The organism is Candidatus Palauibacter sp., from assembly GCF_965197445.1.
GTDB lineage: Bacteria > Gemmatimonadota > Gemmatimonadetes > Palauibacterales > Palauibacteraceae > Palauibacter.
Window position 1 is genome coordinate 618,029 of sequence record NZ_CBDANE010000003.1, and the last position, 25,097, is coordinate 643,125.

At 67.8% G+C, this 25,097-nt stretch carries 25 protein-coding genes and 1 pseudogene; 21 read left to right on the forward strand and 5 right to left on the reverse strand.

The features are described from left to right. Positions 1–11 precede the first annotated feature (11 nt). From ACN9M6_RS03425 to ACN9M6_RS03455, 7 genes are all read left to right on the forward strand, one after another. Positions 12–2,216 carry a sensor histidine kinase gene (locus tag ACN9M6_RS03425; RefSeq protein ID WP_419161507.1) on the forward strand — a complete coding sequence of 735 codons (2,205 nt, stop codon included), beginning with the start codon at positions 12–14 and terminating at the stop codon, positions 2,214–2,216. Between the two features lie 32 nt (positions 2,217–2,248). Then, positions 2,249–3,898 (forward strand): amidohydrolase family protein, encoded by a 1,650-nt coding sequence (locus ACN9M6_RS03430; RefSeq protein ID WP_419161508.1) that lies wholly within the window; start codon positions 2,249–2,251, stop codon positions 3,896–3,898. 23 nt (positions 3,899–3,921) lie between these two features. After that, the gene (locus ACN9M6_RS03435) at positions 3,922–4,539 is read left to right on the forward strand and encodes a DUF305 domain-containing protein (protein WP_419161509.1); all 618 of its coding nucleotides are present in this window, start codon (positions 3,922–3,924) and stop codon (positions 4,537–4,539) included. A gap of 60 nt (positions 4,540–4,599) precedes the next feature. Beyond that, positions 4,600–6,450, forward strand: a complete 1,851-nt coding sequence (locus tag ACN9M6_RS03440; RefSeq protein ID WP_419161510.1) for an LVIVD repeat-containing protein — start codon at positions 4,600–4,602, stop codon at positions 6,448–6,450. A 68-nt stretch (positions 6,451–6,518) separates the two neighbouring features. Then, positions 6,519–8,546: a choice-of-anchor B family protein gene (locus tag ACN9M6_RS03445; RefSeq protein WP_419161511.1), complete on the forward strand. Its 2,028-nt coding sequence runs from the start codon at positions 6,519–6,521 to the stop codon at positions 8,544–8,546. 124 nt (positions 8,547–8,670) lie between these two features. After that, positions 8,671–9,090, forward strand: a complete 420-nt coding sequence (locus tag ACN9M6_RS03450) for a hypothetical protein (protein ID WP_419161512.1) — start codon at positions 8,671–8,673, stop codon at positions 9,088–9,090. 5 nt (positions 9,091–9,095) lie between these two features. Then, positions 9,096–9,518 carry a hypothetical protein gene (locus tag ACN9M6_RS03455; RefSeq protein WP_419161513.1) on the forward strand — a complete coding sequence of 141 codons (423 nt, stop codon included), beginning with the start codon at positions 9,096–9,098 and terminating at the stop codon, positions 9,516–9,518. A gap of 42 nt (positions 9,519–9,560) precedes the next feature. Here ACN9M6_RS03455 and ACN9M6_RS03460 read toward each other — a convergent pair whose 3' ends face one another. After that, on the reverse strand, positions 9,561–10,787 hold the full coding sequence (locus ACN9M6_RS03460; protein ID WP_419161514.1) for an alpha-hydroxy acid oxidase: 1,227 nt from the start codon (positions 10,785–10,787) through the stop codon (positions 9,561–9,563). 172 nt (positions 10,788–10,959) lie between these two features. On the opposite strand from ACN9M6_RS03460, the gene ACN9M6_RS03465 reads away from it, so the two are divergent. The 11 genes and pseudogenes from ACN9M6_RS03465 to ACN9M6_RS03515 all read left to right on the forward strand — a co-directional run bounded on the left by ACN9M6_RS03465 (position 10,960) and on the right by ACN9M6_RS03515 (position 20,823). Next, complete coding sequence (locus ACN9M6_RS03465; RefSeq protein ID WP_419161515.1) at positions 10,960–11,949, forward strand: AAA family ATPase; 990 nt, start codon at positions 10,960–10,962, stop codon at positions 11,947–11,949. A 25-nt stretch (positions 11,950–11,974) separates the two neighbouring features. After that, positions 11,975–12,850 (forward strand): DUF58 domain-containing protein, encoded by an 876-nt coding sequence (locus ACN9M6_RS03470; protein ID WP_419161516.1) that lies wholly within the window; start codon positions 11,975–11,977, stop codon positions 12,848–12,850. Further along, on the forward strand, positions 12,847–13,806 hold the full coding sequence (locus ACN9M6_RS03475; protein ID WP_419161517.1) for a hypothetical protein: 960 nt from the start codon (positions 12,847–12,849) through the stop codon (positions 13,804–13,806). The genes ACN9M6_RS03470 and ACN9M6_RS03475 overlap by 4 nt, the downstream gene beginning before the upstream one ends. Further along, on the forward strand, positions 13,803–14,795 hold the full coding sequence (locus ACN9M6_RS03480; RefSeq protein ID WP_419161518.1) for a vWA domain-containing protein: 993 nt from the start codon (positions 13,803–13,805) through the stop codon (positions 14,793–14,795). The genes ACN9M6_RS03475 and ACN9M6_RS03480 overlap by 4 nt, the downstream gene beginning before the upstream one ends. Positions 14,796–15,113: 318 nt before the next feature. Continuing rightward, positions 15,114–15,389 (forward strand): annotated as a pseudogene (locus ACN9M6_RS03485) (VWA domain-containing protein); the annotation flags it as partial. A gap of 88 nt (positions 15,390–15,477) precedes the next feature. Further along, entirely contained in the window at positions 15,478–15,843 is a 366-nt protein-coding gene (locus tag ACN9M6_RS03490; RefSeq protein WP_419161602.1) for a hypothetical protein, read from the forward strand. A gap of 2 nt (positions 15,844–15,845) precedes the next feature. Next, positions 15,846–16,574, forward strand: a complete 729-nt coding sequence (locus ACN9M6_RS03495) for a tetratricopeptide repeat protein (RefSeq protein ID WP_419161597.1) — start codon at positions 15,846–15,848, stop codon at positions 16,572–16,574. Continuing rightward, positions 16,574–18,430, forward strand: coding sequence for a BatD family protein (locus ACN9M6_RS03500; protein ID WP_419161519.1), 1,857 nt, complete (start codon positions 16,574–16,576; stop codon positions 18,428–18,430). Before ACN9M6_RS03495 ends, ACN9M6_RS03500 begins: the two co-directional genes overlap by 1 nt. Next, positions 18,427–19,230, forward strand: a complete 804-nt coding sequence (locus tag ACN9M6_RS03505; RefSeq protein WP_419161520.1) for a tetratricopeptide repeat protein — start codon at positions 18,427–18,429, stop codon at positions 19,228–19,230. The genes ACN9M6_RS03500 and ACN9M6_RS03505 overlap by 4 nt, the downstream gene beginning before the upstream one ends. 6 nt (positions 19,231–19,236) lie before the next feature. Beyond that, a complete protein-coding gene (locus ACN9M6_RS03510) occupies positions 19,237–19,506 on the forward strand; it encodes a phosphotransferase (protein ID WP_419161521.1) in 270 nt (89 codons plus the stop codon). A 42-nt stretch (positions 19,507–19,548) separates the two neighbouring features. Then, positions 19,549–20,823 carry an FAD-dependent oxidoreductase gene (locus ACN9M6_RS03515; protein WP_419161522.1) on the forward strand — a complete coding sequence of 425 codons (1,275 nt, stop codon included), beginning with the start codon at positions 19,549–19,551 and terminating at the stop codon, positions 20,821–20,823. Here the strand turns inward: ACN9M6_RS03515 and ACN9M6_RS03520 are convergent. Beyond that, positions 20,805–21,572, reverse strand: coding sequence for a MerR family transcriptional regulator (locus ACN9M6_RS03520; RefSeq protein WP_419161523.1), 768 nt, complete (start codon positions 21,570–21,572; stop codon positions 20,805–20,807). The genes ACN9M6_RS03515 and ACN9M6_RS03520 overlap by 19 nt on opposite strands. A 96-nt stretch (positions 21,573–21,668) precedes the next feature. On the opposite strand from ACN9M6_RS03520, the gene ACN9M6_RS03525 reads away from it, so the two are divergent. Next, on the forward strand, positions 21,669–22,700 hold the full coding sequence (locus ACN9M6_RS03525; RefSeq protein WP_419161524.1) for an ARPP-1 family domain-containing protein: 1,032 nt from the start codon (positions 21,669–21,671) through the stop codon (positions 22,698–22,700). A gap of 22 nt (positions 22,701–22,722) precedes the next feature. On the opposite strand, the gene ACN9M6_RS03530 is transcribed toward ACN9M6_RS03525, so the two are convergent. The 3 genes from ACN9M6_RS03530 to ACN9M6_RS03540 all read right to left on the reverse strand — a co-directional run bounded on the left by ACN9M6_RS03530 (position 22,723) and on the right by ACN9M6_RS03540 (position 24,291). Further along, positions 22,723–23,151, reverse strand: coding sequence for a type II toxin-antitoxin system VapC family toxin (locus ACN9M6_RS03530; protein WP_419161525.1), 429 nt, complete (start codon positions 23,149–23,151; stop codon positions 22,723–22,725). After that, a complete protein-coding gene (locus ACN9M6_RS03535) occupies positions 23,148–23,390 on the reverse strand; it encodes a FitA-like ribbon-helix-helix domain-containing protein (protein WP_419161526.1) in 243 nt (80 codons plus the stop codon). The genes ACN9M6_RS03530 and ACN9M6_RS03535 overlap by 4 nt, the downstream gene beginning before the upstream one ends. A 334-nt stretch (positions 23,391–23,724) precedes the next feature. Continuing rightward, on the reverse strand, positions 23,725–24,291 hold the full coding sequence (locus tag ACN9M6_RS03540) for a plasmid pRiA4b ORF-3 family protein (RefSeq protein WP_419161527.1): 567 nt from the start codon (positions 24,289–24,291) through the stop codon (positions 23,725–23,727). A 140-nt stretch (positions 24,292–24,431) separates the two neighbouring features. Here ACN9M6_RS03540 and ACN9M6_RS03545 point away from each other — a divergent pair, with 140 nt between their 5' ends. Together ACN9M6_RS03545 and ACN9M6_RS03550 are read left to right on the forward strand one after the other, a co-directional pair. Then, the gene (locus ACN9M6_RS03545) at positions 24,432–24,725 is read left to right on the forward strand and encodes a ribbon-helix-helix protein, CopG family (RefSeq protein WP_419161598.1); all 294 of its coding nucleotides are present in this window, start codon (positions 24,432–24,434) and stop codon (positions 24,723–24,725) included. Continuing rightward, positions 24,722–25,096 carry a type II toxin-antitoxin system VapC family toxin gene (locus ACN9M6_RS03550; protein ID WP_419161528.1) on the forward strand — a complete coding sequence of 125 codons (375 nt, stop codon included), beginning with the start codon at positions 24,722–24,724 and terminating at the stop codon, positions 25,094–25,096. The genes ACN9M6_RS03545 and ACN9M6_RS03550 overlap by 4 nt, the downstream gene beginning before the upstream one ends. The last annotated feature ends 1 nt before the right edge of the window (position 25,097 follow it).

Genomic DNA, 25,097 nt, shown 5'->3' on the forward strand with positions numbered 1-25,097 from the left:
AGGACCCGACAGTGAAGACGGTCAACGACCGCATCTACTCCGTCTTCGAGTGGATTCTGGGCCGCATCCCAGGGAAGCTCGGCGAGAAGGCGCGGAAGGCGACCGGGGGCCGCTTCGGGATCGGGAGCCAGGTCGTCGTGGGACTGGGCGGGGGCGTCACCCTCACCCTCGGGGCGATTCTCCTCGTCCTGCTGCTGATGAGCGTCGTACAGCGCGGACAGAGCGAAGTCACGCAGGAGCAGATGCCGGCCCTCGTCGACGCCTTCCGGTTGTTCGAGCATAGCGAGGCGCTCGTGCGCGCGTCGCCGCAACTCCTGGCCGCCGCGAGCCCGGAGGAACTGGAGAACGTGCGGTCCGCGGTCATCTCCGAAGAGGACAGCCTCCTGGCCCTGGTCGGGCGGGTCGGCATCGAGGGGAGCGAGGACGGAGGCGTCGGGAGTCTGGCCGAAGATCTTGTAGAGAGCCTCAACGAGATCCACGAGTCGGTCGGCAACCGGATGAGCCATCAGGCGCTCCTCGGCCAGATGGGAGCCGAAGTGGAGGCGGCGGGTTTTCGGCTGCAGTCGCGGCTCGAGGAGGAGGTGGACGACCAGTACTTCTTCATCCACACCGGGCTCCGGGAACTCGACGATGTGCCCGCCCCGCTGGCCCGCCGGACCGCCCTCGCCGAGTTCGAACACTACTCCGGCCTGCTCGGCTTCAAGGCGTCCCAGAACGAGGCCACGACGCTGATTCAGCAGGCGTTCACGGAGACGGACAGCGAACTGCTTCTCGCTGACCAGGAACGGGTCGCGACGGCGCTGAGCGACGTTCAGGAAGCGCTCGAGGAGATCCGGCCCCCCATGCGGGACAGTCTTTCTCTGCAGGTCGATGTCCTCGCGGACCTGTATGGGGGACCGACCGGCATTTTTTCGACCCGCCGACGCGAACTGGAAGAGATCGACCGGGCCGAGGACCTGCTGGCCCGGAATCGGACCACGACGGCCCAGCTGGTGTCGAGCGTGGAGGGGCTGGTGGACGGCGTCCAGGTGGCCGCGGCACAGGCCGCAAGCCGTTCCAGCCTCCTCGTGACACTCGGATTCTGGTTCCTCCTCGGGGTCACGGTGGTGACTCTCGGAGCGGCCCACATCGCCTGGAGGCATTTCGGACAGCCCTTGATCGTCAGGCTCCACAGACTGTTCGAGACCACCCGGCGGATGTCGGAGGGCGACCTCGAAGCGCAGGTCCAGGTCGAGGGCAACGACGAGGTCACCGACATGGCGGGCGCTCTGGAGGTGTTTCGGCAGCATGCCCTCGAGGTCCAGAGGTTGAACCTCGTGGAGCAACTCGCCGAGGAGGTCCAGGCCAAGAACTCGGCCCTGGAACAGACACTCGAGGACCTTCGCCGCACCCAGCAGCAGGTTGTCACGCAGGAGAAGCTCGCGTCGCTGGGCGCGCTCACGGCGGGGATCGCCCACGAAATCCGCAATCCGCTCAACTTCGTGAACAACTTCGCCGCCCTGTCGAGGGAACTGGTCGACGAGTTGAAGGAGGAGATGGCCGACGGGACGGGGAGCAACGGCGAATTGGACAAGGGACTGGTAGTCGAAATCCTGGACGACCTCGACATGAACATGAGCAAGGTTCGCGAGCACGGCGGTCGGGCCGACCGCATCGTCGAGGGGATGCTGGCCCACTCCCGCGACGAGCCGGGAGGGGAGGAGACCATGAACGTCAACCGGGTCGTGGACGAATACGCGAAGCTCGCCTACCACGGACTCCGCGGCACCGACTCCGCCTTCAACGTGACGCTGGTGAAGGAATTCGATGAGAACGCGGGACAGGTCACGGGAATCGCCCGGGATCTGAGCCGGGTCTTCCTGAACATCGTGACCAACGCCTGTCATGCCACGGCGGCCCGGCGCGAGGATGAGGACGACCCCTCCTATTCGCCCACCGTGACGCTCAAGACCCAGGGCCACCAAGACCATGTCGTCGTGAGCGTGCGGGACAATGGCACCGGGATCCCCGATTCCATCGTCCGGAAGATCTTCGAACCTTTCTTCACAACGAAGTCCGGGACGCAGGGGACGGGCCTCGGACTCTCGATCTCACGGGACATCGTCGTCGGCCACGGCGGCGAACTCGAAGTCGAGAGCGAGCCGGGAGAGTTCACCGAGTTCCGCATAAAGCTGCTTCGGGAGAGCAACATCGCGGAGGTGACCTCCGCTTCGTGACTATCCCGTGGGCCCAAACCAATGGAGAAACCATGAGAACCATTTGGAATTGCCGCCGCGCCGTGATTGCCGCCGCGGTCTTCCTGTTCGTTGCCGGGTCTGCACGCGCGCAGGACGAACGACCCGAGACGACACCCCGCGGCGCCGACGAGGGCGACGGTCCCTACGATCGCCTGATCCTCCGCGGCGTGACCTTGATCGACGGCACCGGTGCGCCTCCACAGGGTCCGGTGGACATCGTCATCGAGGGCGACCGCATCGCCTCCGTGCGCAGCGTCGGGTTCCCGGGGCTGGACATCAATGAGGATCGCCGCCCTGACGTCGAGGTCGAGGACCGCCCGGACGCGAACGTGCACGAGATCGACCTGTCCGGGCACTACGTCATGCCGGGGTTCATCGACATGCACGCGCACACCGGCGGCGTGCCCAAGGCGCCCCAGCCCGAGTACGTGTACAAGCTCTGGATGGGGCACGGAATCACGACCTCCCGCGGGGTCGGCCACGGGCCGATGATGTGGGCGCTGGAGGAGAAGGCCAGGGCCGCCCGCAACGAGATCGTGGCGCCGCGCATGTACACCTACGTGCGACCCGGCGAGGCCTGGGACGAGGGGTCTGTGGACTCGCCGGAGAAGGCGCGGGAGTGGGTACGCTGGGCCGCGGCACAGGAGGTCGAGGGCCAGAAGATCGACGGCCTGAAGCTGGGCTCCTACGACCCCCCGATCATGGAAGCGCTCATCGATGAGGCGCACCAGCACGGACTCGGCACCGTGGCCCACCTCGGCCAGATGGGGGTGGGGCGGATGACCGCGCTCGACGCGGCAGAGGTCGGGCTGGACATGATGACGCACTACTACGGACTCTTCGAGTCGATGCTGTCGGACTACAGCATCCAGGACTGGCCGCTCGACTACAACTACCAGAACGAGCAGCACCGCTTCGGTGGCGTGGCCCGCCTCTGGGACCAGGTCGACGGGCCGGGTTCCGAGAGCTGGAATGCGCTCCAGGAACGCTTCCTCGAACTCGGGTTCGGCCTCGATCCGACGATGACGATCTACGAGGCGAGCCGGGACGTGATGCGGGCGCGCAACGCGGACTGGCACGAGGAGTACACGCTCCCGAGCCAGATGGATTTCTACCAGCCCAGCCGGGCCGCGCACGGGTCGTACTGGTTCTACTGGACCTCGGAGGACGAGGTCGCATGGCGGAACTTCTACACGGTGTGGATGCAGTTCCTGAACGAGTACAAGAACCGCGGCGGCCGGGTGACTACGGGCTCGGACTCGGGCTTCATCTACAAGCTCTACGGCTTCGACTACATCCGGGAGTTCGAGCTGCTCCGCGAAGCGGGATTCCACCCGGTCGAGGTCATCCGCTCGGCGACGCTGCACGGCGCGCAGGAGCTGAACGACCCCAAGGGGATGGCGCCCGATTTCGGGATGATCCGCGCCGGACTCAAGGCGGATTTCGTCGTTGTCGAGGAGAACCCGCTCGAGAATCTGAAGGTCCTGTACGGGACCGGAGCCGTGAAGCTGAACGACGAGACCGGTGAGGTGGAGCGGGTCGGCGGTATCAGGTTCACAATCAAGGATGGGATCGTCTACGACGCGAAGCAGCTGCTGGCCGACGTGCGCGACATGGTGCGCGCGGCCAAAGCGGAGCTCGCGACGCAGGAAGACAACTAGCTTTGCTACACCGGATCTGCCTCGTGTTTCTGACGCTGGCGGCGTGCCGCACGGCGGCCGGCGACAGGGAGATACGAACGGTGCAGCCGGGCGCTCCCGGCCAGGCTTCCCGCCTGCTCACCGTGGAGGAAGCCGCATCGCTCGGGCACCCTACGTTCAGCCCGGCGGACGTGCGCTTCATGCAGGGCATGATCCCGCATCACGCTCAGGCGCTGGAGATGGCTGCGCTCATCCCGGAACGAACCGGCCACGAACGGCTCCACCTGCTCGGCCGCCGCATCGAGATCTCACAGCGAGACGAGATCGCCTGGATGACGCGCTGGCTCGAGCGGCGGGGCGAGACAGCCCCGATGGTAGGCGCCGCACACGCGCACGGACTCGGCGAGGGCGCCCTCATGCCGGGGATGCTGTCGCGCGAGGAGATGGCCGCGCTCGCCGCGGCGCGCGGGGCCGAGTTCGACCGGCTCTTTCTCGAGGGAATGATCAAACATCATCAGGGCGCGCTGATGATGGTGGCCGAGTTGTTCGGGAGCGTGGGCGGCGGCCAGGAGACCGAGATTCACCGCTTCGCGGCGGATGTCGACGCCGACCAGGACATGGAGATCCTGCGCATGCGGGAGATGCTGAACAGGATTCCCTGACCGGCGCGGGAACGCCGCTGTAGAGGGAATCTGCGGGACTTACTCACGGGAGGTAACGAGATGTCAGGCAGAACGACGTTGACGGCGCGGAGCCGGATCACATGGAGCGCCCTCCTGCCGGGGCTGGCGCTTGCGGGGCTGGTGAACGTGGGCGACCTGGCTGCACAGGACCCGCCCCCGCCGCCTCCCGAAGCCGTGTGGGAGTGGGATCCCGACGATCCCCGCATCGGGCTCGCGCCCGGCCTCCACGATGCCGGCATGGCGATCGGCAACCTCGAGCGGCTGATCAGCCTGCCCAAGCCCGACCCGTTCCTCACCGACGAGGCCGGCGGGCGCGGACCGACGAACTCGGACCTCGCGTTCCAGGGGGATCTCGTCTTCCAGGGCAGTTACTGGGGCTTCCAGGTCTTCGACGCCTCGGATCCCGCGCAGCCGGAACTCGTCGTCGCCGTCGTCTGCCCCGGCGGGCAGGGTGACGTGAGCGTGCACGAGAACCTCCTCTTCATGTCGGTCCAGCAGACCTCGGCCCGGCTCGACTGCGGCACGGAAGGGGTCCAGGACACCGTGAGCGCCGTGCGCCTGCAGGGGATCCGGATCTTCGACATCTCCGACATCCGGAATCCGCGCCAGGTGAAGACCGTGCAGAGCTGCCGGGGCTCCCACACGCACACGCTGGTCACCGATCCGAACGACGATTCGCACGTCTTCATCTACATCTCGGGGACGGGGCGCGTGCGCTCGGCGAGCGAACTTCCGGGCTGCTCGGGCCTTCCGGCCGAAGAGGACCAGAACACGTCGCTGTTCAGGATCGAGATCATCGAGGTTCCCGTCGACGCGCCTGAGAACGCCGAGATCGTGAACATGCCGCGCATCTTCTCGGACGCCGAGACGGGGGATATCGCCGGCCTGTGGTCGGGCGGCGACCACGGAGAGGGAAGCCAGAGCACGCGTCTCACGAACCAGTGCCACGACATCACCGTGCGGTCGGACCTTGGACTCGCCGCCGGCGCCTGTGCGGGCAACGGGATCCTGCTCGACGTCTCCGACCCGGCGAACCCGGTGCGCATCGACCAGGTGGTCGACCCCAACTTCGCCTACTGGCACTCGGCCACCTTCAACAACGATGGCACAGCCGTGATCTTCACGGACGAATGGGGCGGCGGCGGGGCACCGCGATGCCGGGGGTCGGACCCGGAGACGTGGGGCGCCAACGCGATCTTCACGATTCGCGACCGCAAGATGGAACTGGCCGGCTACTACAAGCTGCCGGTCCCGCAGACGGAGCAGGAGAACTGTGTCGCGCACAATGGCTCAATGATTCCGGTTCCCGGCCGCGACATCATGGTGCAGGGCTGGTACCAGGGCGGCCTCTCGATCTTCGACTTCACCGATCCCGAGAATCCGTTCGAGATCGCCTACTTCGACCGGGGTCCGCTCGACGCGGTGGAGATGCTGAGCGGCGGCTACTGGTCGGCCTATTGGCACAACGGATCGATCTACGGCGCGGAGATCGCACGCGGCGTGGACGTGTTCCAGCTGGCGGCGAGCGAGCACCTCTCGCAGGCCGAGATCGACGCGGCCATGTCGGTGATGGTCGGCGACTCCAACGTGCAGAACCAGGAGCGGTTCACCTGGCCCGCAAGCTTCGCGGTCGCTCGATCCTACCTGGTCCAGATGCAGCGCAGCAGCGGCATCGGGACTGAGCGCGGAGAGCGTGTGGCGACGCTGCTCGACCAGGCGGAGAGCCAGTCGGGGACGGAGCGAAGCGCCACGCTCGACGAACTCGATGCGGTGGCCGGCGCACTCGACGAGGACGCGCGGCGCGCGGCGAACGCGGCGGGGCCGGGAGACGCCCGGCGCCTGGCACTCCTCGCCGACGCGATCCGCGAGCTGACGGCCTCGGTGCGCTGAGCCGTACTCTGCCGGCAGGCTCCGGGGGCCCACGCGGCCCCCGGAGCGAACTCGGAGGCCGCCCTGCGATGCTCTCGAAACGACCCTTCCGGTTTCCCGCTCCGGCAGTCGTCTGCGCAGCGGCGCTGTCGTGCGGAGAGAGTCCCGCGGAGCCCGCACCTCCCGCGCCACAGGCGACGTCGGTCTCGATCCGTCCCTCGACCATTCAGCTGTCGGCGCTCGGCGAGACCCTGCAGTTGGCGGCGGACGTACGCGATCAGTCGGGCCGCGCTATTCCTGGGGCCCAGGTGGCGTGGTCGTCAAGCGACTCGGCCGTCGCGACGGTGGGCGCCGCAGGACTGGTGACAGCGGTCGGCAACGGCGCAGCGGAGGTGACCGCCAGCTCCGGCGAGGCAAGCGCGAACGTCCCGGTCTCCGTCCGCCAGGCCGCCGCCACCGCCGTCATCTCGCCCGGTCAGATCAACCTCGCGGCGCTCGGGGATACCGCCCGGCTCTCGGCCACCGTGCTGGACGCCCGCGGCAACGTCGTCCGCGACGCGAACGTGGGTTGGTCGTCGAGCGATCCCGCCATTGCCGCGGTGGACTCGACCGGGCTCGTGGCCGCGGTCGGAAACGGCGAGGCGACCGTCACGGCGACCTCCGGACAGGCCGAAGCGGCCATCCCCGTGTCCATCCGTCAGGAGGCCGCGTCCGCCGCCATATCTCCAGACCCGCTGAGCCTCGAGGCGCCGGGGGATACCGCCCGGCTCGCTGCCACGGTGCGGGACGCCCTGGACCACACGATCCAGGGGGCGGAAGTCGCGTGGTCATCGAGCGACTCCGCCGTAGCCAAGGTGGATCCGACCGGGCTCGTGACCGCCATCGGCAAGGGCGAGGCGACGGTGGCCGCGACCTCCGGACCGGCGAACGCGACCGTCTCCGTGTCCGTGCGGCAGTCCGCTCATACGGTCGCCTGCGTCGATGGAAGGGCCGGCTTCTATCCCTGTGAGGGTCTGGACCTTCTCGGACGGCTGACAGTCGGCGCACTCCGACCCGGATCGTACCCGCACGACCTGAACGACGTGTGGGGCTGGACCGACCCCGTGACGGGGACGGAATACGCGCTCGCAGGGAGGACCGACGGACTGGCAATCGTCGATCTCTCCGATCCGTGGGACCCGCAGCCGCTCGCGTTCCTCCCCTCCCCGACGGATCCGAGCAGGTGGCGCGACGTCAAGGTCTACGCGGACCACGCCTACATCGTGGCCGACAACGCTCTGGAGCATGGCGTCCAGATCCTCGATCTCACGCGCCTGCGCGACCTCAGCGAGTTTACCGAGCTCCAGCCCGACGGTCGCTACACGAGGGTGAGTTCGGTCCACAACATCGCGATCAACGAGGAGACCGGCTTTGCCTATGCTGTCGGGAGCCGCGACGGGGGGGAGACGTGCGGAGGCGGCCTGCACATGATCGACCTCTCGAACCCGAAGATGCCCGCCTTCGCCGGTTGCCACGCCACACGGGGCACGGGATGGCGGGGGGGCGGCTACACGCACGATGTCCAATGCGTGACCTATCACGGCCCGGACGCGGCGTACGCGGGGCGGGAGATCTGCGTCGGGTCGAACGAGACGAAGATTGTCGTGTCGGACGTCACCGACAAAACCGATCCGACGACGGTGTCGACCGCCGACTATCCGCATGCCTCGTATGTCCACCAGGGATGGCTCGACGAAGAGCACCGGTTCTTCTACCAGAACGACGAACTCGACGAGTACTACGGGCTGGTGCCGAACTCCCGCATGCTGGTCTGGGACCTGACGGATCTCGACGATCCCGTCCTGGCCGGCGAGCATTACGGACCCAACAAGGCCATCGATCACAATATCTACGTGCGCGACGACCTCCTCTATTCCTCGAACTACAACTTCGGGATCAGGATCCTCGATATCACCACCAGGGAGAGCCCGGTGCAACTCGCCTTCTTCGACACGGTACCGGGCACGAACGCGGCGGACTTCGGCGGCTCCTGGTCGAACTACCCGTATTTTGAGAGCGGCCTTTTGATTGTCACCAGCGAGGCCGAAGGCCTGTTCGTACTGCGCCTCCAGCGCTAACCGCACGGAACCCGGAGCGCACAAAACCGTATGACGGCCTGACCACGCCGAGTTCGAGCCACGCGCACGAAGTGAGACTGTGACGAACCACGACATCCTGACAGATCCGAAACCTTCCCCCGCATTGACTCAGGGCATTGTCCCTGGAGGCACCTGCCTCGCGGACTTCCTTTACCCGGCCCCCGCCGAGCGTCGGATCGGGGCCATCATCGGCTGGTGGGAGAAGCGTCGCCTCCCCTACAACCTCATTGTCGGCACCACCGGACTCGTGACGATGACGGTTGGTGCGCTGTTCACGGCGCTGGTGGCCGAACTTCAGCCGGTCGACATGTTCCGCGGGGCCATTTGGTGGGGCGTGATGGCGAACCTGTGCTATTCACTGGGTCCCGTGGCCGAGATCGCGCTGGAGAAGATGTTCGGCGGACGCCTCCTCCCCGCCGGACCCCTCCTCTTCCGGGCGGGCGTGACGATCGCCGTCGGCGTGACCCTGCTTCCCATTCTCCTGTTCATGATCGGAACCGTCGCGACCCTTCTGGGTTTGTAGCTGTAATGAAGCATGAAAACCTGACAGATACCGCCCTCGGTGACTTCCTCTACCCGGCTCCCGCCGAGCGCCGCGTCTGGGCGATCATCGGTTGGTGGGAGAAGCGCCGTCTTCCCTGCAACCTCATCGTCGGCGCGACCGGAATCGTGACGATGACGGTCGGTTCGCTGATCATGGGCTTGAACGGCGATTTCGAACCCCTGTTTTGGGTCCGGTCCGGCATATTCTGGCTGGTCGCGGCGAACGTGTCCTACACGCTTGGCCCCATAGCCGAGATCGGACTCCAGAAGCTCTTCGGCCGCGGACTCTTCCCCGCCGGCCCCCTGCTCTTCCGGGCCGCCGTGACCACCGCGGTTGGCGTCACGCTGCTCCCCATCATCTTCATCGCGCTGGTGTACGTCGCGATGAGTCTCGGCATCGGCCCCTGAAGCAGCGGAGCCCCCGTTGACGTTCCCGCGGGAACGCTTCTCTCAGTCGACGCCGATGGAGTGGGGGCCGATGTCGGCGAGGGACGGAGTGCCGACGGCGCCCATCGTGATCCGCAACTCCTCGATCAGGATCTCGAGGACCCGTTCGACGCCCGCCTGACCGAACGCGCCCAGTCCCCACAGGTAGGGGCGGCCGATCGCGACGGCAGTGGCGCCGCGCGCGAGGCCCTTGAAGAGGTCCGTTCCGCGGCGGAAGCCCCCGTCCACAATTATCGGCACCTCGCCGGCAACGGCCTCCGCAACCTCTGGTAGCGCGTCGATCGTCGCGCGGCCGCTGCCCTCTGCGCGGCCGCCGTGGTTGGAGACCCAGATGCCGTCGACACCCTGCTCAAGGGCCAGTTCCGCGTCCTCGCGGGTGACGAGGCCCTTCACGACGATCCGCTGGTCGGTGATATCCCTGAGCCGGTGCACGTAGTCCCACGTCATCGTCGGGCCCCCGCTGTCCGGCGGACCCTGCGGCAGCCCCTCGTACATCGGTTTGACGGGGTCCGCGCGCCCGCCGCTCCGGTGACAGCTCTCGCAGTTGCGATCGTCGATCCGCCGATACCGCTCCAACGTGAGTCGGTTGCTGCCACCGAGCAGATCGACCGTGAGCACGATCACGGGGCAGCCGGCTTCACGGACCCGGTTCACCAGGTCGACGGTGGCGTTCCAGTAGCGCGGCGCGTAGAGCTGATACCAGACGGGTTCCCCCCTCGCCTCGTTCACCGCCTCGACGCCCGTCGAACTCACGGATGAGAGCGTCTGCAGGTGGTTACGGGCGGCCGCGGCCCGCGCGGTGGCCAGTTCGCCGTCGCGGTGGAAGGCGCCCTGACTCCCCGCCGGCGCGATCATGAGCGGCGTCGGCCACTCCCGACCGAAGATCGAGACCCGCATGTCCAGATTCGAGACGTCGACCAGGCGACGGGCGCGAAGATAGATCCGCTCCAGCGAGGCCCGGTTGTTCGCCTGCGTCCCCTCCCCATCGACACCCGTCTTGATGTATCCCCAGTGAGCGGTGGGCACCGTCTGCGCCGCGACCTGTTCGAGGTCGAACACATCGAGCGCCTCCTGCGCCGAGGCGACGAGGTCGTCCAGCGACCGGGACGACGCCTCCTGCGCTATCGCCTGGCCGATCAGGCCCAGATCGCAACCGCCGAACGAGGCCAGGAGAGGGCTGGCCGCTAGCCAGCGGAGGAAGTCACGACGTTGTACCTGGCTGGCCTCCATACGGCGCTCCTCGCGAAAGGGTCGTACGTCAGGGTGCTCACGGGGAGAGCCCGCGTCAACGCGGATTCGGACAATCCGCTCCGGGCAACGCCGGAATTCGATAAGCTGTCCATCCATGCGGCCGCCCGTTGTTGGCGCTGATACCTGTTGGAGAGGAGGGGAAGCACCCGAAGTGAGTCACGACATCGAGGCGATCCAGGAGAAGATCCGCGAGCACAGTGCCTTCGTCGAGCGGCTGGTCGACGAGGTGGGACGCGTCATCGTGGGCCAGAAGTACATGGTCGAGCGGTTGTTGATCGGACTGCTCGCCGATGGCCACGTACTGATGGAAGGCGTGCCCGGACTGGCGAAGACCCTCACGGTGCGCACGCTCGCCCAGGCGATCGACACCGGCTTCCAGAGGATCCAGTTCACACCGGATCTCCTTCCCGCCGACCTCATCGGAACGCTGATCTTCGACCCGAAGCGCAGTGAGTTCCTGACCCGGAGAGGTCCCATCTTCTCGAACATCATCCTGGCCGACGAGATCAACCGATCCCCCGCCAAGGTGCAGTCGGCGCTGCTCGAGGCCATGCAGGAGCGGACGGTGACGATCGGGGACGAGACCTACCCCCTCGACGACCCGTTCCTGGTGCTCGCGACGCAGAACCCGATCGAGCAGGAGGGGACATATCCGCTGCCCGAGGCGCAGGTGGACCGCTTCATGCTCAAGCTCTCCGTCGGGTATCCGGACAAGGACGAGGAGCTGGAGATCATGCGGCGCATGGGCGTCGGGTCCGCCCCGGAGACGCGGCCGGTCGTCACGCCCGAAGAGATCCTGCGGGCGCGCGGCGCCGTCGACCTCATCTATATGGACCATCAGGTCGAGCGGTACATCGTGGAGCTCGTGTTCGCTTCGCGTGACCCATCCGGGCACGGACTCGAGGATCTGGCGGACCTCATCGCCTACGGAGCCTCGCCCCGTGCCAGCATCTGCCTGTCGCGGACGGCCCGCGCACACGCCTTTCTCCGTCACCGGGGCTACGTCACGCCCGAAGACGTGCGCTCCGTCGCCCTCGATGTGCTCCGCCACCGCGTCCTCATCACCTACGAGGCCGAGGCCGAGGAGGTCACGAGCGAGGATGTCGTGAACCGCATCCTCGACAGCGTCGAGGTCCCCTAGGCATTCGGAGGCTCGGGGGCGAGGGATGATTCCACGGGAGATCCTCAGGAAGGTCCGCCGGATCGAGATCACGACCCGAGGGCTCGTGGACCAGGTGTTCTCGGGCGAATACCACTCCGTGTTCAAGGGGCGCGGGATCAACTTCGCCGAGGTCCGCGAGTACGACTACGGCGACGACATCCGCACCATCGACTGGAACGTCACCGCGCGCACGGGCACGCCACACGTCAAGATCTTCGAGGAAGAGCGCGAACTGACGGTCATGCTGCTCGTGGACGTGAGCGCCTCCGGCGACTTCGGCACGAGCGAGCGCATGAAGGGAGACCTCGCCGTCGAAGTGTGCTCCCTTCTCGCCTTCAGCGCGATCAAGAACAACGACAAGGTCGGACTCATCATCTTCAGCGACCGCGTGGAGAAATTCGTCCCGCCACGGAAGGGACGGAGGCACGTCCTGCGCGTGCTCCGCGAGATGCTCTACCACAGACCGGAGGGTCGGGAGACGGATGTCGGGGCGGCGCTCGAATACCTTTCGCGGCTCATCCGGCGGCGCGCCGTCGTCTTCGTCGTGTCGGATTTCATATCGAGACCGTTCGCGAAGGCACTCGGGGTGGCCGGGCGCCGGCACGACCTGATCGCGCTCCGCGTGCGGGACCGTCGCGAGTCCGAGCTTCCGCCGGTCGGCCTGATGGAACTCGAGGACGCGGAGACCGGCGAGCGGCTCGTCGTCGACACGTCGGACCGGGAGTTTCGCGCGGCGCTCGCAGATCGGGGGGCCGAGGAACGCGCCAGGCAGGACCGAACGTTCCGGCGCAGCAACGTGGACGTCGTGGATCTGAGCCCGGGACGCCCGTACCTGCGTCCGCTGATGAGATTCTTCGAGGACCGGGGACGGCGCGTATGAGGCCCGTCCTTGTTGGCGTTGTCGGTGTCGTGTTGGCGTTCGCGGCGGCCGAGGAGGGACGCGGACAGGCGCCGCGCGTGACGATCGAGGCCGACACCACCGAGATCCACGTGGGTGACCCGCTCACGCTGCGGCTGTCGGTCGAACACCCGGCCGACCTCTCCGTGCGCTGGCCGGATTCGCTGGGGCTCGGGGCGTTCGAGGCGCTGACGCTCGAGGTGGGGGCCCCTGAAGCCTCCGGGGGCGGGCTGCGCACGCCGGCGCTCCTTCGCGTGACCGCGTTCGAACTCGGCGAACTCGAGGTGCCTTCGTTCGACCTCGAACTCACGGACGGTGCGGACCGGACCGTCACCGTCTCGACCGATCCGGTGGTAATCGGCGTGACGACCGTCGGACTCGACGAGGGCGGGGAGATCCGCGACGTGAAGGGGCCCCGCACCATAGCCCGCAACTGGCTGCTCCTGTGGCCGTGGATACTCCTGGCCCTGGCGCTTGCCGGCCTCGGGTTGTGGTGGTTCCGGTGGCGGCGGCGCGCTTCGGACGCCGGCGGCTCCGAGCCACCCGAGCCGGCCCGGCCGCCGCACGAGATCGCGCTCGAAGCGCTGGGCCGGCTCGAGCGCTCCCCCCTGCTGCAACGGAGCAAGATCAAGGAGTACCACATCGAAGTCTCCCAGATCATCCGCACCTACATCGAGGGACGCTACCGGATCTGGGCGATGGAGATGATTACGCCGGACGTGATCTCCGGGCTGGGGCGAGCCGGGGTCGACCCCGAAACGAGAACGGCGTTCCAGCGCTTCCTCGAGGCCTGTGACCTGGTGAAGTTCGCCAAATGGCGGCCGGACGCCGCAGCCTGCCGGGACATCCTCAAGGACGCGCGAGAGCTGGTCGAGCGGACGAAGTTCGTCCCGCCGCCCCCGGTCGAGCCGGAACCGGTGGAGGCGGCGGTCCCATGATCTACCGGTTCGCGGACCCCGCGTTGCTCCTCCTGCTCCTCCTCGTGCCAGCGCTTGCGTACCGTCACCTGGCGAGGGGCGGTCGGAAGAGCGGTGCCCTGCGCTATCCCGACCTGTCGCTCCTGCGCCGTGCCGGCGCCGGGCGGACGGGTCGCACACGGCATGTGCCGCTGGTGCTGCGACTTCTCGCGCTCGCCGCGATGGTCATCGCTTTCGCCCGTCCGCAATCCGCCTCCACGGTCGAGAACGTGTCGACGGAGGGGATCGACATCGTCATGGTCCTCGACATCTCCAGTTCCATGCTCGCCCAGGACCTGACCCCCAACCGACTGGAAGCCGCCAAGGAAGTCGCGGCCGACTTCGTCGAACGCCGCCGCAACGACCGCATCGGGCTCGTCGTATTCGCCGGGCAGGCGTTCACGCAGGCCCCGCTCACGATCGACCACCTCGCCGTCTCCGCCGTGATGGCCGAACTGGAGGTGGGCATGGTCGAAGACGGGACCGCGATCGGACTCGGGCTCGCCACCGCCCTCAAGCGTCTCGAGTCGAGCCAGGCCGAGTCACGGATCATCGTCCTCCTCACCGACGGCCGGAACAACCGCGGGGAGATCGATCCGGCCACGGCCGCCCGTATGGCCCAGGCGCTGGGGGTCAAGGTCTACACCATCGGGGCCGGCTCGCGGGGGACGGCCCCGGTCCCGGTCGACGACCCGGTGTTCGGGCGGCGTCTCGTTTCGATTCCGGTGGACGTCGACGAACCCACGCTCACGGAGGTCGCCGAGGTCACCGGCGGACGGTACTTCCGCGCCACGGACCGAGAGAGCCTCGCGGACATTTACGAGGAGATCGACCAGCTCGAGACGACGGAGATCGACGTCCAGAGCTTCACGAGATACGGCGAGCTGTTCCACTTCCCGCTCGCCGCGGGACTCGGTCTCCTGCTGATCGAGATCGGGCTCGCTCAGACGATCCTCAGAAGGCTGCCCTAGGAGGATGGTGTAGTCATGTTTCGGTTCGGGTTCATCACGGCACTGTTCGGACTGGCGCTGATCCCGCTGGTGGCCGCGCTGATGTGGCGGGGCGCAGCCGACCGGCGCCGTGCCCTGTCGCGTTTCGGCGACCTGGCTCTGGTGCGGCAGCTGAGTCGGACCGTCAACCACCGGGCGCGGGTCTGGAAGGGGGTCGCGCTTCTCGCGGTCCTGGGGTTCGCGGTCGTGGCCATGGCGCGGCCGCAGTTCGGCTCACGAGTGGAGACCGTCCGCCGCGAAGGCATGGACATCGTCGTGGCGCTCGACCTGTCCACGTCGATGCTGGCGGAGGACATCGCCCCCAACCGCCTGCAGCGCTCCAAGCTCGAGATCCAGCGCCTGATCCAGCGGCTGGACGGGGACCGCATCGGTCTCATCGCCTTCGCCGGCCAGGCGTTCGTCCAGAGTCCCCTGACCTCCGACTACGGGGCCGCGCGGCTCTTTCTCAACGCGATGGACACGGAACTGGCCCCGGTTCAGGGCACAGACCTCGGGGCCGCGCTCGAACTCGCCCTCGACGCGTTCTCCGATGCGCCGGTCGAGGAGCGGATCATCATCGTGGTCACGGACGGCGAAGATCACGAGGGGGGGATCGAGACAGCGGTGGAGCGAGCGGTCGAGATCGGGGGTCACCATCCATACGGTGGGCATCGGTTCGACGGACGGCGTGCCGATCCCGGAATTCGACGGGCGCGGCGCGCAGACCGGCTTCAAGCGCGACGAGGAAGGCGCCGTCATCACCACGCGCCTCGAGGAGGCGACACTCAGGCAGATCGCCCAGCGTACGGGTGGACAGCTGTTCCGCAGTACTCCGGAGGCGAGCGAACTGACGGCGCTCATCGACGAGATCGCGGCGCTCGGCGGGCGGGAGATCGACGCTCGCGAGGTCACTCAATTCGAGGAACAGTTCCAGATCTTCCTCGGGGCGGCGATTCTTCTATTGTTTCTGGAGGGTCTGTGGAGCGATCGAAGACAGACGACGCGGGCCTGGAGAGGGAGGTTTTCGTGAGCATGGCTGGTGGCGGACTCGGGGGACGCGCGTGGTTCTTCGTTATCGCGGCTGTCGCGGCAGGGGCACCCGCTGCCGTCGAGGGACAGGCGGGTCGGGCCGGGACGCGCGAGGGAAATCGTCTCTACGAGGAAGGGCGGTTCGCCGAGGCGCACGAGAAATACCTCGAGGCACTGCTCGAAGCTCCGGCTTCACCCATCATCCGGTTCAACGACGGGAACGCGCTGTACCAGGGAGAGAACTACGAATCCGCGCTGGAGTCCTTCCGCTCCGCGGTCGAGAGTGGAGACCCGCAGTTGGCCGCCGCCGCGTGGTACAACCTCGGGAACACGCTCTACCGCCAGGACGCCCTGCCGGAGAGTCTCGAAGCGTTCAAGCAGGCGCTGCGCGCGGCCCCGGGAGACCTCGACGCCAAACACAATCTCGAGCGTGTGCTCGAACAGATGCAGGAGCAGGAGCAACAGCAACAACAACAGGGTGACGGCGAGGACGACCCGCAGGACCAGGAGTCGGACCCAGAGCAGCCCGAGCAGGATCCGGGCCGGAATCCGCAGGATCAGCCGAACCCGGAAGATTCGGAGCAGCCACCCGAGACGGACACCCCGCCGCCGGGTCAGATGACGAGGGAGGAGGCGGAGCGTCTGCTGAGCGCGATCCAGGAGGATCAGGACGAGGTGAACCGGAAGCCCCGGACGCCGGTACGCGGCACCCGGCCGCGCCGAGACTGGTGATGAGGATGCTCCCCTTCCGGCTGTCGAACGCCCCCGCCGCGGCGCTGTGGCTGGTGGCCTGCGCGCTGACTCCGACCTCGCTGGCGGGGCAGGACGTCACGGCCTCGGCACACCTCGACCGCGGGGAAGTCGGCGTCGGACAGGCGTTCACGCTCAACGTAGTGCTCGAGGGAGTTCAACGGTTCGACCAGGATCCGCAGCTCCCGGATATGAGCCCGTTCGCCGCCTACCTGAGCAGCGGGACGCAGTCCTCGGTCCGGATCGTGAACGGGCGGACGACCGTCTCTCTTACCGTGCAGTACCGCTTTCAGGCCACGGCGGAGGGGACGTTCGAGATCGGACCGGTGACGGTGGAGGTGGGGGGAAGGACGCTCACGACCGACCCTCTCAGTCTCCGGGTGTCCGCGGCCGCACAGCCTCAGCCTCGGGCGGGGGGCGTCGTGCCACGACCGTCCGATCCCGGGACGGTCGGCCCCGATGACCTCTTCATCGTCGCCGAACCCAACAAGCGGCAGGTGCGCGAGAACGAGCCCGTCATCGTCGAGTACAGGCTCTATACGCGCGTCAATGTGAGTTCGTACGGCGTGACGCGGCTCCCGGCCACGGCGGGTTTCTGGGTGGAGGAATTCGAACTGCCGCAGCAGCCGCAGGTTGAACAGGTGGTCCGGGACGGCGAGGCGTACGCCACCGCGATCGTCCGCAAGGTGGCGCTGTACCCGACCGGACCCGGCCCGAAGACGCTCGAGCCACTGGCGATCGAGGCGCAGGTCCGGGTGCGGCGCCCTTCGCGCGACAGCTTCGACGACATCTTCGGCAACTTCTTCAACCGGGGGTCCCTGTTCGGCGATGTCGTATCGGCGGGGGCCGCTTCCTCTCCGGTGGAGATCGAAGTGCTTCCACTCCCGGCCGATGGCCGACCCGCCGGGTTCACCGGACTCGTGGGCGACCTCGCGGTCGAGAGTGCGGTCGACCGCGACAGTCTGGCCGCGAACGAGGCCGTGACTCTGCGCGTGGAAGTGTCGGGCGCCGGCAACCTCAAGGCGCTGCCGCCGCCGGAACTCGCCTTTCCGCCCACGGTCGAGGCCTTTCCGCCCGAGGTGACGGACCGGTTGCGCACGTCGGACGCGGGCGTATCGGGCACCCGGACGTGGGAGTACGTCCTGATCCCGCGCGCGCCGGGGACGCTGACGATTCCGGGCGTCGACCTGGGCTACTTCGACGCCGCAGCAGGCCGATACGAGACCGCTTCGGCGTCGCCGCTCGACCTGAGGGTCACCGGCCGGGCCATCGAGGACGCGCTCCCGGGGGCTCGCGCGCGAGGCTCGGTCGAGGCCCTGCGCTCTGACATCCGCTTCATCCGGATCGACACGCCGCAGTTCCGCCGCCGCGGCGAGACGCTGTTCGACCAGGCGTGGTTCTGGATCGTCGCGCTGGCGCCGGTCGGCATGATCGGGGGCGCGGCCGGGCTGCGCCGCCGGCGCGACCGGCTCTCCGGCGACCAGGCCTACGCGCGGGACCGCCGGGCCGCTCGCGTGGCGAAGAAGCGGCTCGCCCGGGCGGCCGGTCTGGCGGGCGGAGACGACGCCCGGGCCTTTTACGCCGAGGCGGCGCTGGCGCTGGAGGGGTTCGCAGCCGACAAGCTCGACACCTCGGCGGCCGGGATCATCCGCGATGACCTGCGCGACGACCTGGCTTGCCGGGGCGCGGCGAGCGCGACCGTCGACGAGTACTTCGCGGTGCTCGAAGCCTGCGACCGTCAGCGCTTCGCTCCGACCGGCACCGAGATCGAGGAGCGAAGAGCCTTCCTCGCCCGGGCAGAAGCGGTGCTTTCCGCGCTGGGCCGGGAGCTCCGATGAGAGCGCGCCGAACCGCCCGCCACCGACCCGGGCTCCTGGCCGCCGCGGTCCCGCTGGCCCTCGCGACCGGCTTGGCCGCGCTGCAGGATGCCCCTTCGGCCATGGCCCCCGCCGACCGATTCCAGGCGGGGAATCAGCTATATCAGGCGGGAGACTACCAGGGCGCCCTCGACGCCTATCTCGGGCTGTTCGACGACGGGCTGGAGAGCGGCGAACTCCATTACAACATCGGCAACGCCTACTTCAAGCTCGGAGAGCTGGGTCGAGCGATCCTCTTCTACGAGCGGGCGCGCATCGCACTTCCCCGCGACGAGAACGTGCGCGTGAATCTGGAACTCGCGCGATCGCTCACCGCCGACCAGATTACGCCGCTCCCCGGTTTCTGGGTGCCGCGGGTCGTCAGTTGGGCGGTGCGACTCGTGCCTCGGGCCTGGCTGATCGCGATCGTGGCGCTGGCGTACCTCGTGCTGGTCTCCACGCTGCTGTACAGACTGGTCTCCGCCGCCGGGCCGCGGCCGTGGACGGCGCGGGTCGCAATTGCGGCCGCCGTACTCACCGTCGTGTCGGGCGCCAACCTCGCCATCCGCGAGTTCGGCATCGGACGGGCCGGGCGCGGCGTGATCCTCCGGACCGAGGCCGCGGTTCAGAGTGCGCCTTCCGACGATCCGTCGCTGCAGTTGTTCACGATCCACGAAGGCACCGTCGTCCGCATCGACCGGCGCTCCAGCGAGTGGCTCGAGATCGTGCTCGAGGACGGGAAGGTCGGGTGGGTGCGCGCCGGAGACCTGGAAACGATGTAGCAGTCCGTGATCCTCGTCCGCAACGGAGTTCTCTCGGGGGTCATCGACTGGGGCGACCTGGGCGCGGGCGATGTGGCGACCGACCTCGGCTCCGTCTGGATGCTGTTCGACGACGGCACCGCGCGCACCGCCTGCCTCGAATCCTACGGTGCGTCGGAGGCCCTCGTCGTACGAGCAATCGGCTGGGCCATCACCTTCGGCACCGTACTCGCGGACGACGAGCGGCTCGACACCGTCGCCTCCGCCACGCTCCGCCGCCTCGCCGAAGACCTGTAGCGACATCTGGCCGATTCGGGTGGTTCGCGCCAGTTTCGGCGAGTGAACCGTCGAACGCTGATCCGAACCGTGGGGACGGCCGCTCTGGGCGCGGGAGTCAGCGGCTGCAGCGGTGCCTGGCGCCGCTACCCGCCGGGTGCGGGCGCTCCGAGCCTCCCCCTCCTCCGCGTCTCCCCGGACCGCGTCATCCGAACCACCGTGGGGCTGAGACCCTTCCGCCCGGCGGGCTTCCGCGTGGCGAGCGAGCGGCTGGACGAGAAGACGGTGATCCACAATTACGGCCACGGCGGGGCGGGCATCTCTCTGTCATGGGGAACGGGCCTGCTCGTCGCCGAACTGGCCGAGCGTCATCCGTCCCGGCAGGCGGCCGTCATCGGAGCTGGCGCCGTCGGCCTCGCCACCGCGCGACAGCTTCAGCGGCGCGGATTCGACGTGACGATCTACGCGCGCGCCCTCCCGCCCGACACGACGTCCAACATGGCCTACGCGGGATTTTCTCCGCTCTCCAACCTTGTGTCGGCCCCGGAACGGACCCCGGCCTTCGACGCGCAGTTCGACCGCGCCGTCCGTGCCTCGTACCGGCAGCTCCAGTTGCTCGCCGGGGCGGGACGCGGGGTATCGTGGATGACGACCTACACGTGGAGGAACCGCCTGTCGGGTCCCGAACGAGAAGAATCGGGCCTGGCGGAGGTCGAGAGCGGCCTCGACCCCGGGCTCGACGTGGGTGCGACCGTGCTGCAGCCGGGAGAACACCCCTTCCCCGGCACCTACGCGCTCCGCCGACCGACCCTGCGCATCGAGCCCTCGATCTACCTCGACCGACTGATGGAGGAGTTCCTCCTGTTCGGCGGCCGCGTGCGGATCCGCGACTTCGGCACGCCCCGCGACCTCACGTCGCTCGACGAAGCGCTCATCGCCAACTGTACGGGCCTCGGCTCCCGTGCCCTGTTCGGCGACGAGACGATGACGCCCATCAAGGGCCAGCTCACCTTCCTCGCCCCCCAACCCGAACTCGACTACAGCCTCGAGGGCAGCCCGCCGGGCGGCGGCCGGATCGGGATCCTCCCCCGCTCGGACGGCATCGCCCTCGGGCACGTGATGGAGCGAGACGACTGGAGTCTCGAACCGATCGAGGAGGAGATCACCGAACGCCTCGACCGTGCGACCCGGCTCGTCGCGGCCATGGCAGACCGCAGCGCCGGTCTTCGCCGGGTCGCCGCCGCCCCGTGGCGTCCGGCGCCGGGCGACCGGCTCGCATCCGATCCCGTCCCCGCGACGCCGCCGCCGGTCGAGAGCTTCTACGACATCGAGTCCTGAGCGCGCCGGACCAGTCGGCGGAGCTTCCGTCCCAGAGTCTCGAGCAACTCCTCGTCCCCCTCCGCGAGCCCGCGGACCGAGAGCGCGATGTCCGGAGTGATCTCGATCCGGGACCAGGTGTCCACCGAAGACAGCGAAATCTCGCCGCGTGAACCCGCCAGGTCCTCCAGCTCCGCGAGCAGTTCCGAGAGCTCGCGATCGTCGCCGCGGTCCGCCTCGCGCAGGGGACTGTACGCGCGCGGTTCGCCCTCACCAAACGCGTCCGAGCGGGGCGCGGACTGGGGCACGGGCTCCGCGCCGTACCGCTGGAGTCCCTGCCGAATCGATTCACGCACGTAGGCCTCCGGCTCCCTGACCTCCAGACGATCCTTCAGCGCGGCGAGACGGCGCCACGGAGAGGACAGGCCGGAGTGGCGCAGGAAAAAGATCTCCCCGGTCACAGCGATCCGTCCGTCCGCGACGCCGGAAATCAGCCCCGGTGACACGCGCTCGAACGCTTCGCGGATGTCGCTGAGAGAGACGGGCGGCAGCTCCCCGGCTTCCTGCGCCTCCCGCACCCGGCGGATGAAGCGCAGACGGTCCAGGACCTGCTCGGGATAGCGCGTCTTCGGCCCCAGCCGGCCAACTCTGGGCAGCAGCCCCAGCTGCACATAGTAGGCGATGGTCCTGCGGCTGAACCCCGTGTCCCGCTCCAGTTCTCCGACCGTGTAGCCGCCCATGGTGTCGGTCCCCTCGCTGTCGCGTGACATTTCATGTCGTGTACAGGTGACTACTGTTGACTTCCTTGAAGAGCCGCGCTACTGTCAACAGAGTATCAACACTGACAACATACGAGGAGTCGACAGATGGACCAAGTGAGGACCGCAATTTCGAGTCTCGGCATCGGAGAGCCGACCTTCCACGGGGGACTGACCGTCTTCCCCCTCACCGCGGAGGATCGCCCTTCCCTGAGCTACCTCATGCTCGCGGAGGGACTGGAGAAGGGGCTCGTGTCTGTGACCGAGGTCTCCGAGGGCGGGAGCGTGCCCGACCTCGCGGTCGAGAACCGCGCGGACCGTCCGCTGCTCATCGTCGACGGCGAGGAGCTTGTGGGCGCCAAGCAGAACCGGGTCGCCAACCTCACGCTGCTGGCTGCGGCAGGGAAGACGACGATCATCCCCGTCTCGTGCGTGGAAGCCGGCCGCTGGTCCTACGACCGCCCCGACTTCGAGGTGTCCGAGCGCATGCACTACGCGAGCGGGCGGGCGGAGCGATACCGGAGCGTACAGGAGTCGATGCGCACGACGGGTACGCGGCATTCCGATCAGGGCCGGGTCTGGAGTTCCATCGATGAGACGGCCGACGCCATGGCCGCGCCCTCCGAGACCGGAGCGATGAGCGCGATCTTCGACCGCCACGAGAAGACGCTGGACGACTATGTGCGGGGTGTGGCCCCCGCCCCGGAGCAGGTCGGCGCCATCTTCGCCGTGGGTGAGCGGCGCTACGGCCTGGACGTGTTCGACCGGCCGGGGACGCTCGCCGCCTTCCTCCCCAGGCTGGTGCGCAGCTACGCCGTCGACGCGCTGGCACGGCGGGCCGAGGCCGTCAAAGCGGCACCTCTCTCCGGAGCCCGCGGCTTCCTCGACCGACTGCGAGAGGGCTCGTTCGACGACTACCCGGCCGTCGGCCTCGGCCGCGACGTGGGGATCGTCGCCGACGGTGCGATCGGGGGCGCCCTTGTGGCGGATGACGTCACCGTGCACCTGACGGGGTTCTCCGACCCTCGCGACGACCGTGGCGGCCGTGACGAACGGCCGGACCACGCGAACTACCGACAGAGGCGCGACTCTCTCCGCCGCCGGCACGGGCGTCCAGAGTCGGCGGAGACTGGGCCGTGACCACCGGATCTGCGGTAGTTGCCTACCCTCCGGGGGATGTGTCGTCCCGTGAACCTGCCAGCCGTGACAAGAGAACGGCCACATCGGGTGCGCCCCGCAGGATCTTCCGGTCCAGAGACGCAAGACGGACACCGAGCCTCCGCGCTACGGCCACGAACTCGGCGTCGTAGGCGGTGAGGCCGCACTCGAGGGCAACGTCGATGACCTGTGTGCCCGACACGGTGGCCAGGCGGTCGCCCAGAACCGAGGACGCATCGTCCAACATCGCCTTGCTCTGCTCGGGGGTCATGGCGCCTTCCCGCACGAAGCCGACAAGGACGTTTCTCAGCTCACTCATCAGGAGGGCCGGCGCCGCCCATTCCGGGTCCCTCCGGAGGAGCCTGACCGCGTCCGTGCCGTCCGTCCCGCCAACAACCAGATGCACCATGACGTTGGTGTCGACGACGATCATTGCCGCCCGGCGTTCCGGAGCCGTTGAAGCTTGTCTTCGCTCAGGTCGAGAGTCCCAAGCATCTCATGTCGGAGTTGTATTCGATGAAGGAGGGCTTTGACATCGACCGGCGCGGGGCGCACCGAGGCGCTCAGCCGCGCCACGATTTCCCCGTTGAGGCTGCGGTGGTTGCGGATCGCTGCCTCCTTGAGCTCTCGATGCAGGTCTGCGGGAATCCCTCGCAGCGCCAGGTTCGGCATGGGTCGATTCTCTCGCGATGAATGATATCGATCAGATATCATCAAGATATCAAACGAGAACGATCCGGGCCACGTTGCGGCTGAACGTGCGGCCCCCCGCGTGGCCGGCCCGCGGGTCGTAGTCGAGGATCTCTGTAGTGATCAGGGTGTCCGCCGGGCTGGCATCGGAGCGTCCGGTGGCGCGCCATCGCCACCGGGTCGTTTGGCGCGAACGGCCCGGCGAGCCGGGAGCAGCTGGATCCCAGCACAGGGCACAAGGATGGCTGCGGCCCTCAGCGCGTCCCTTCCGCCCCGAGGTCTGGCAGGCTTCTGCCACGGCCTGCTAGTTGCCCGACTACTTCCAGCGGGCGCGCAGTTGGGCGTTGACGTCGTCGATGCTGAAATCGTCGGGGTCGAAGCTGCCGATCCAGTCCACCATGTCCTCGTGCCGTTCATGACCGGGGGCACCCAGCGCCTCCAGCATCTCGTAATAGCCCCACAGTCCGCCGCAGTCCTCCGGCGGGCAACTCCGCTTGCCCGCGATGCACACTGGGAGGCGGACCGCCGGGTCGTAAGGCAGGATCTTTTGCAGCGTGACCCGGTGCCTCCAGCTGTCGCCGAAGTCGTACAGGTACGCGATCCAGTCCTTCGGCTTACCCAAAAGCTGGCCAAGGCGGATCTTCCGCGCGTCCAGGCCCAGCGTCCCGAAATCGTCATCGAAGGGACTCGGCACGACGTAGCGCCGCTCTCCCTTCCGGAACATATGCAGGTGGCTGTTCTCCCAGCCCATGACGACCTGCAGCGCCTCGTGCAGTTCGGACAACGCCACCGTCGGCGACACGAGAAAACGGCGCCAAATAGGTGGCTTGGCACCGCTGAGCGCAACTCTGAGTTGGTAGGTCCTGCGCCGGGCTGTGGCCATCAGGGTTCCCTTGCCGAAGTCTCGGAGGATGATCGAAGGGGATCGCGTGTGACGAGAAGGATGCGCCTTCCTCGGCTCAAGCGGAACTCAGGCTTTGAAGCGGCTTGACGCATGGAGAGTATGGCCATATCCTCGGCGTTATGGCCACTACAACCATCAAATCAACGTACTCGCTCGATGTGGAAACCGTGCGGATGCTCGAAGAGCTGGCGTCGCGCTGGAACACTTCCAAGTCGGAAGTGGTGCGCCGCGCGATCAGAGCGGCCGCCGCAAGGGATGAGAGCGTCGCCGATGGGCCGCTGGCGGCGCTTCGGCAGCTTCAGGACAGCGTTCGGAGCCGGGGAGTGGATCTTGACCAGTGGGTGCGAGAGGTCCGGGCGGAACGCCGGGCCTGGACGATGTCCCCTCCGGCGCACGAGGCGCGCGGCGAATGATCCATCTCGATACTGGTTTCTTGATCCGGGCGCTGAGTGCCGGATCATCAGAGGATCACGCCTTGTCGGCTTGGGTTGCCGCGAATCAAAATGTCGGCATGAGCGCGGTCGCGTGGGCGGAGTTCCTGTGCGGCCCGCTCACCGCATCCGAGCAGCGAGTGGCCGATGGTATCGTGGGTCCCCGTATCGATTTCACCGGGAGCGATGCCGCCGTAGCCGCACGTCTCTTCAACGAGTCCGGGCGGCGGCGTGGATCTCTGCCCGACTGCATGATTGCGGCGGCGGCGCTTGGCCGGAGGGCGCGGCTGGCCACGACCGACGAGGGAGATTTCCGCCGCTTCGAGGCCCGCGGCCTGAAACTCGCTCGATAAG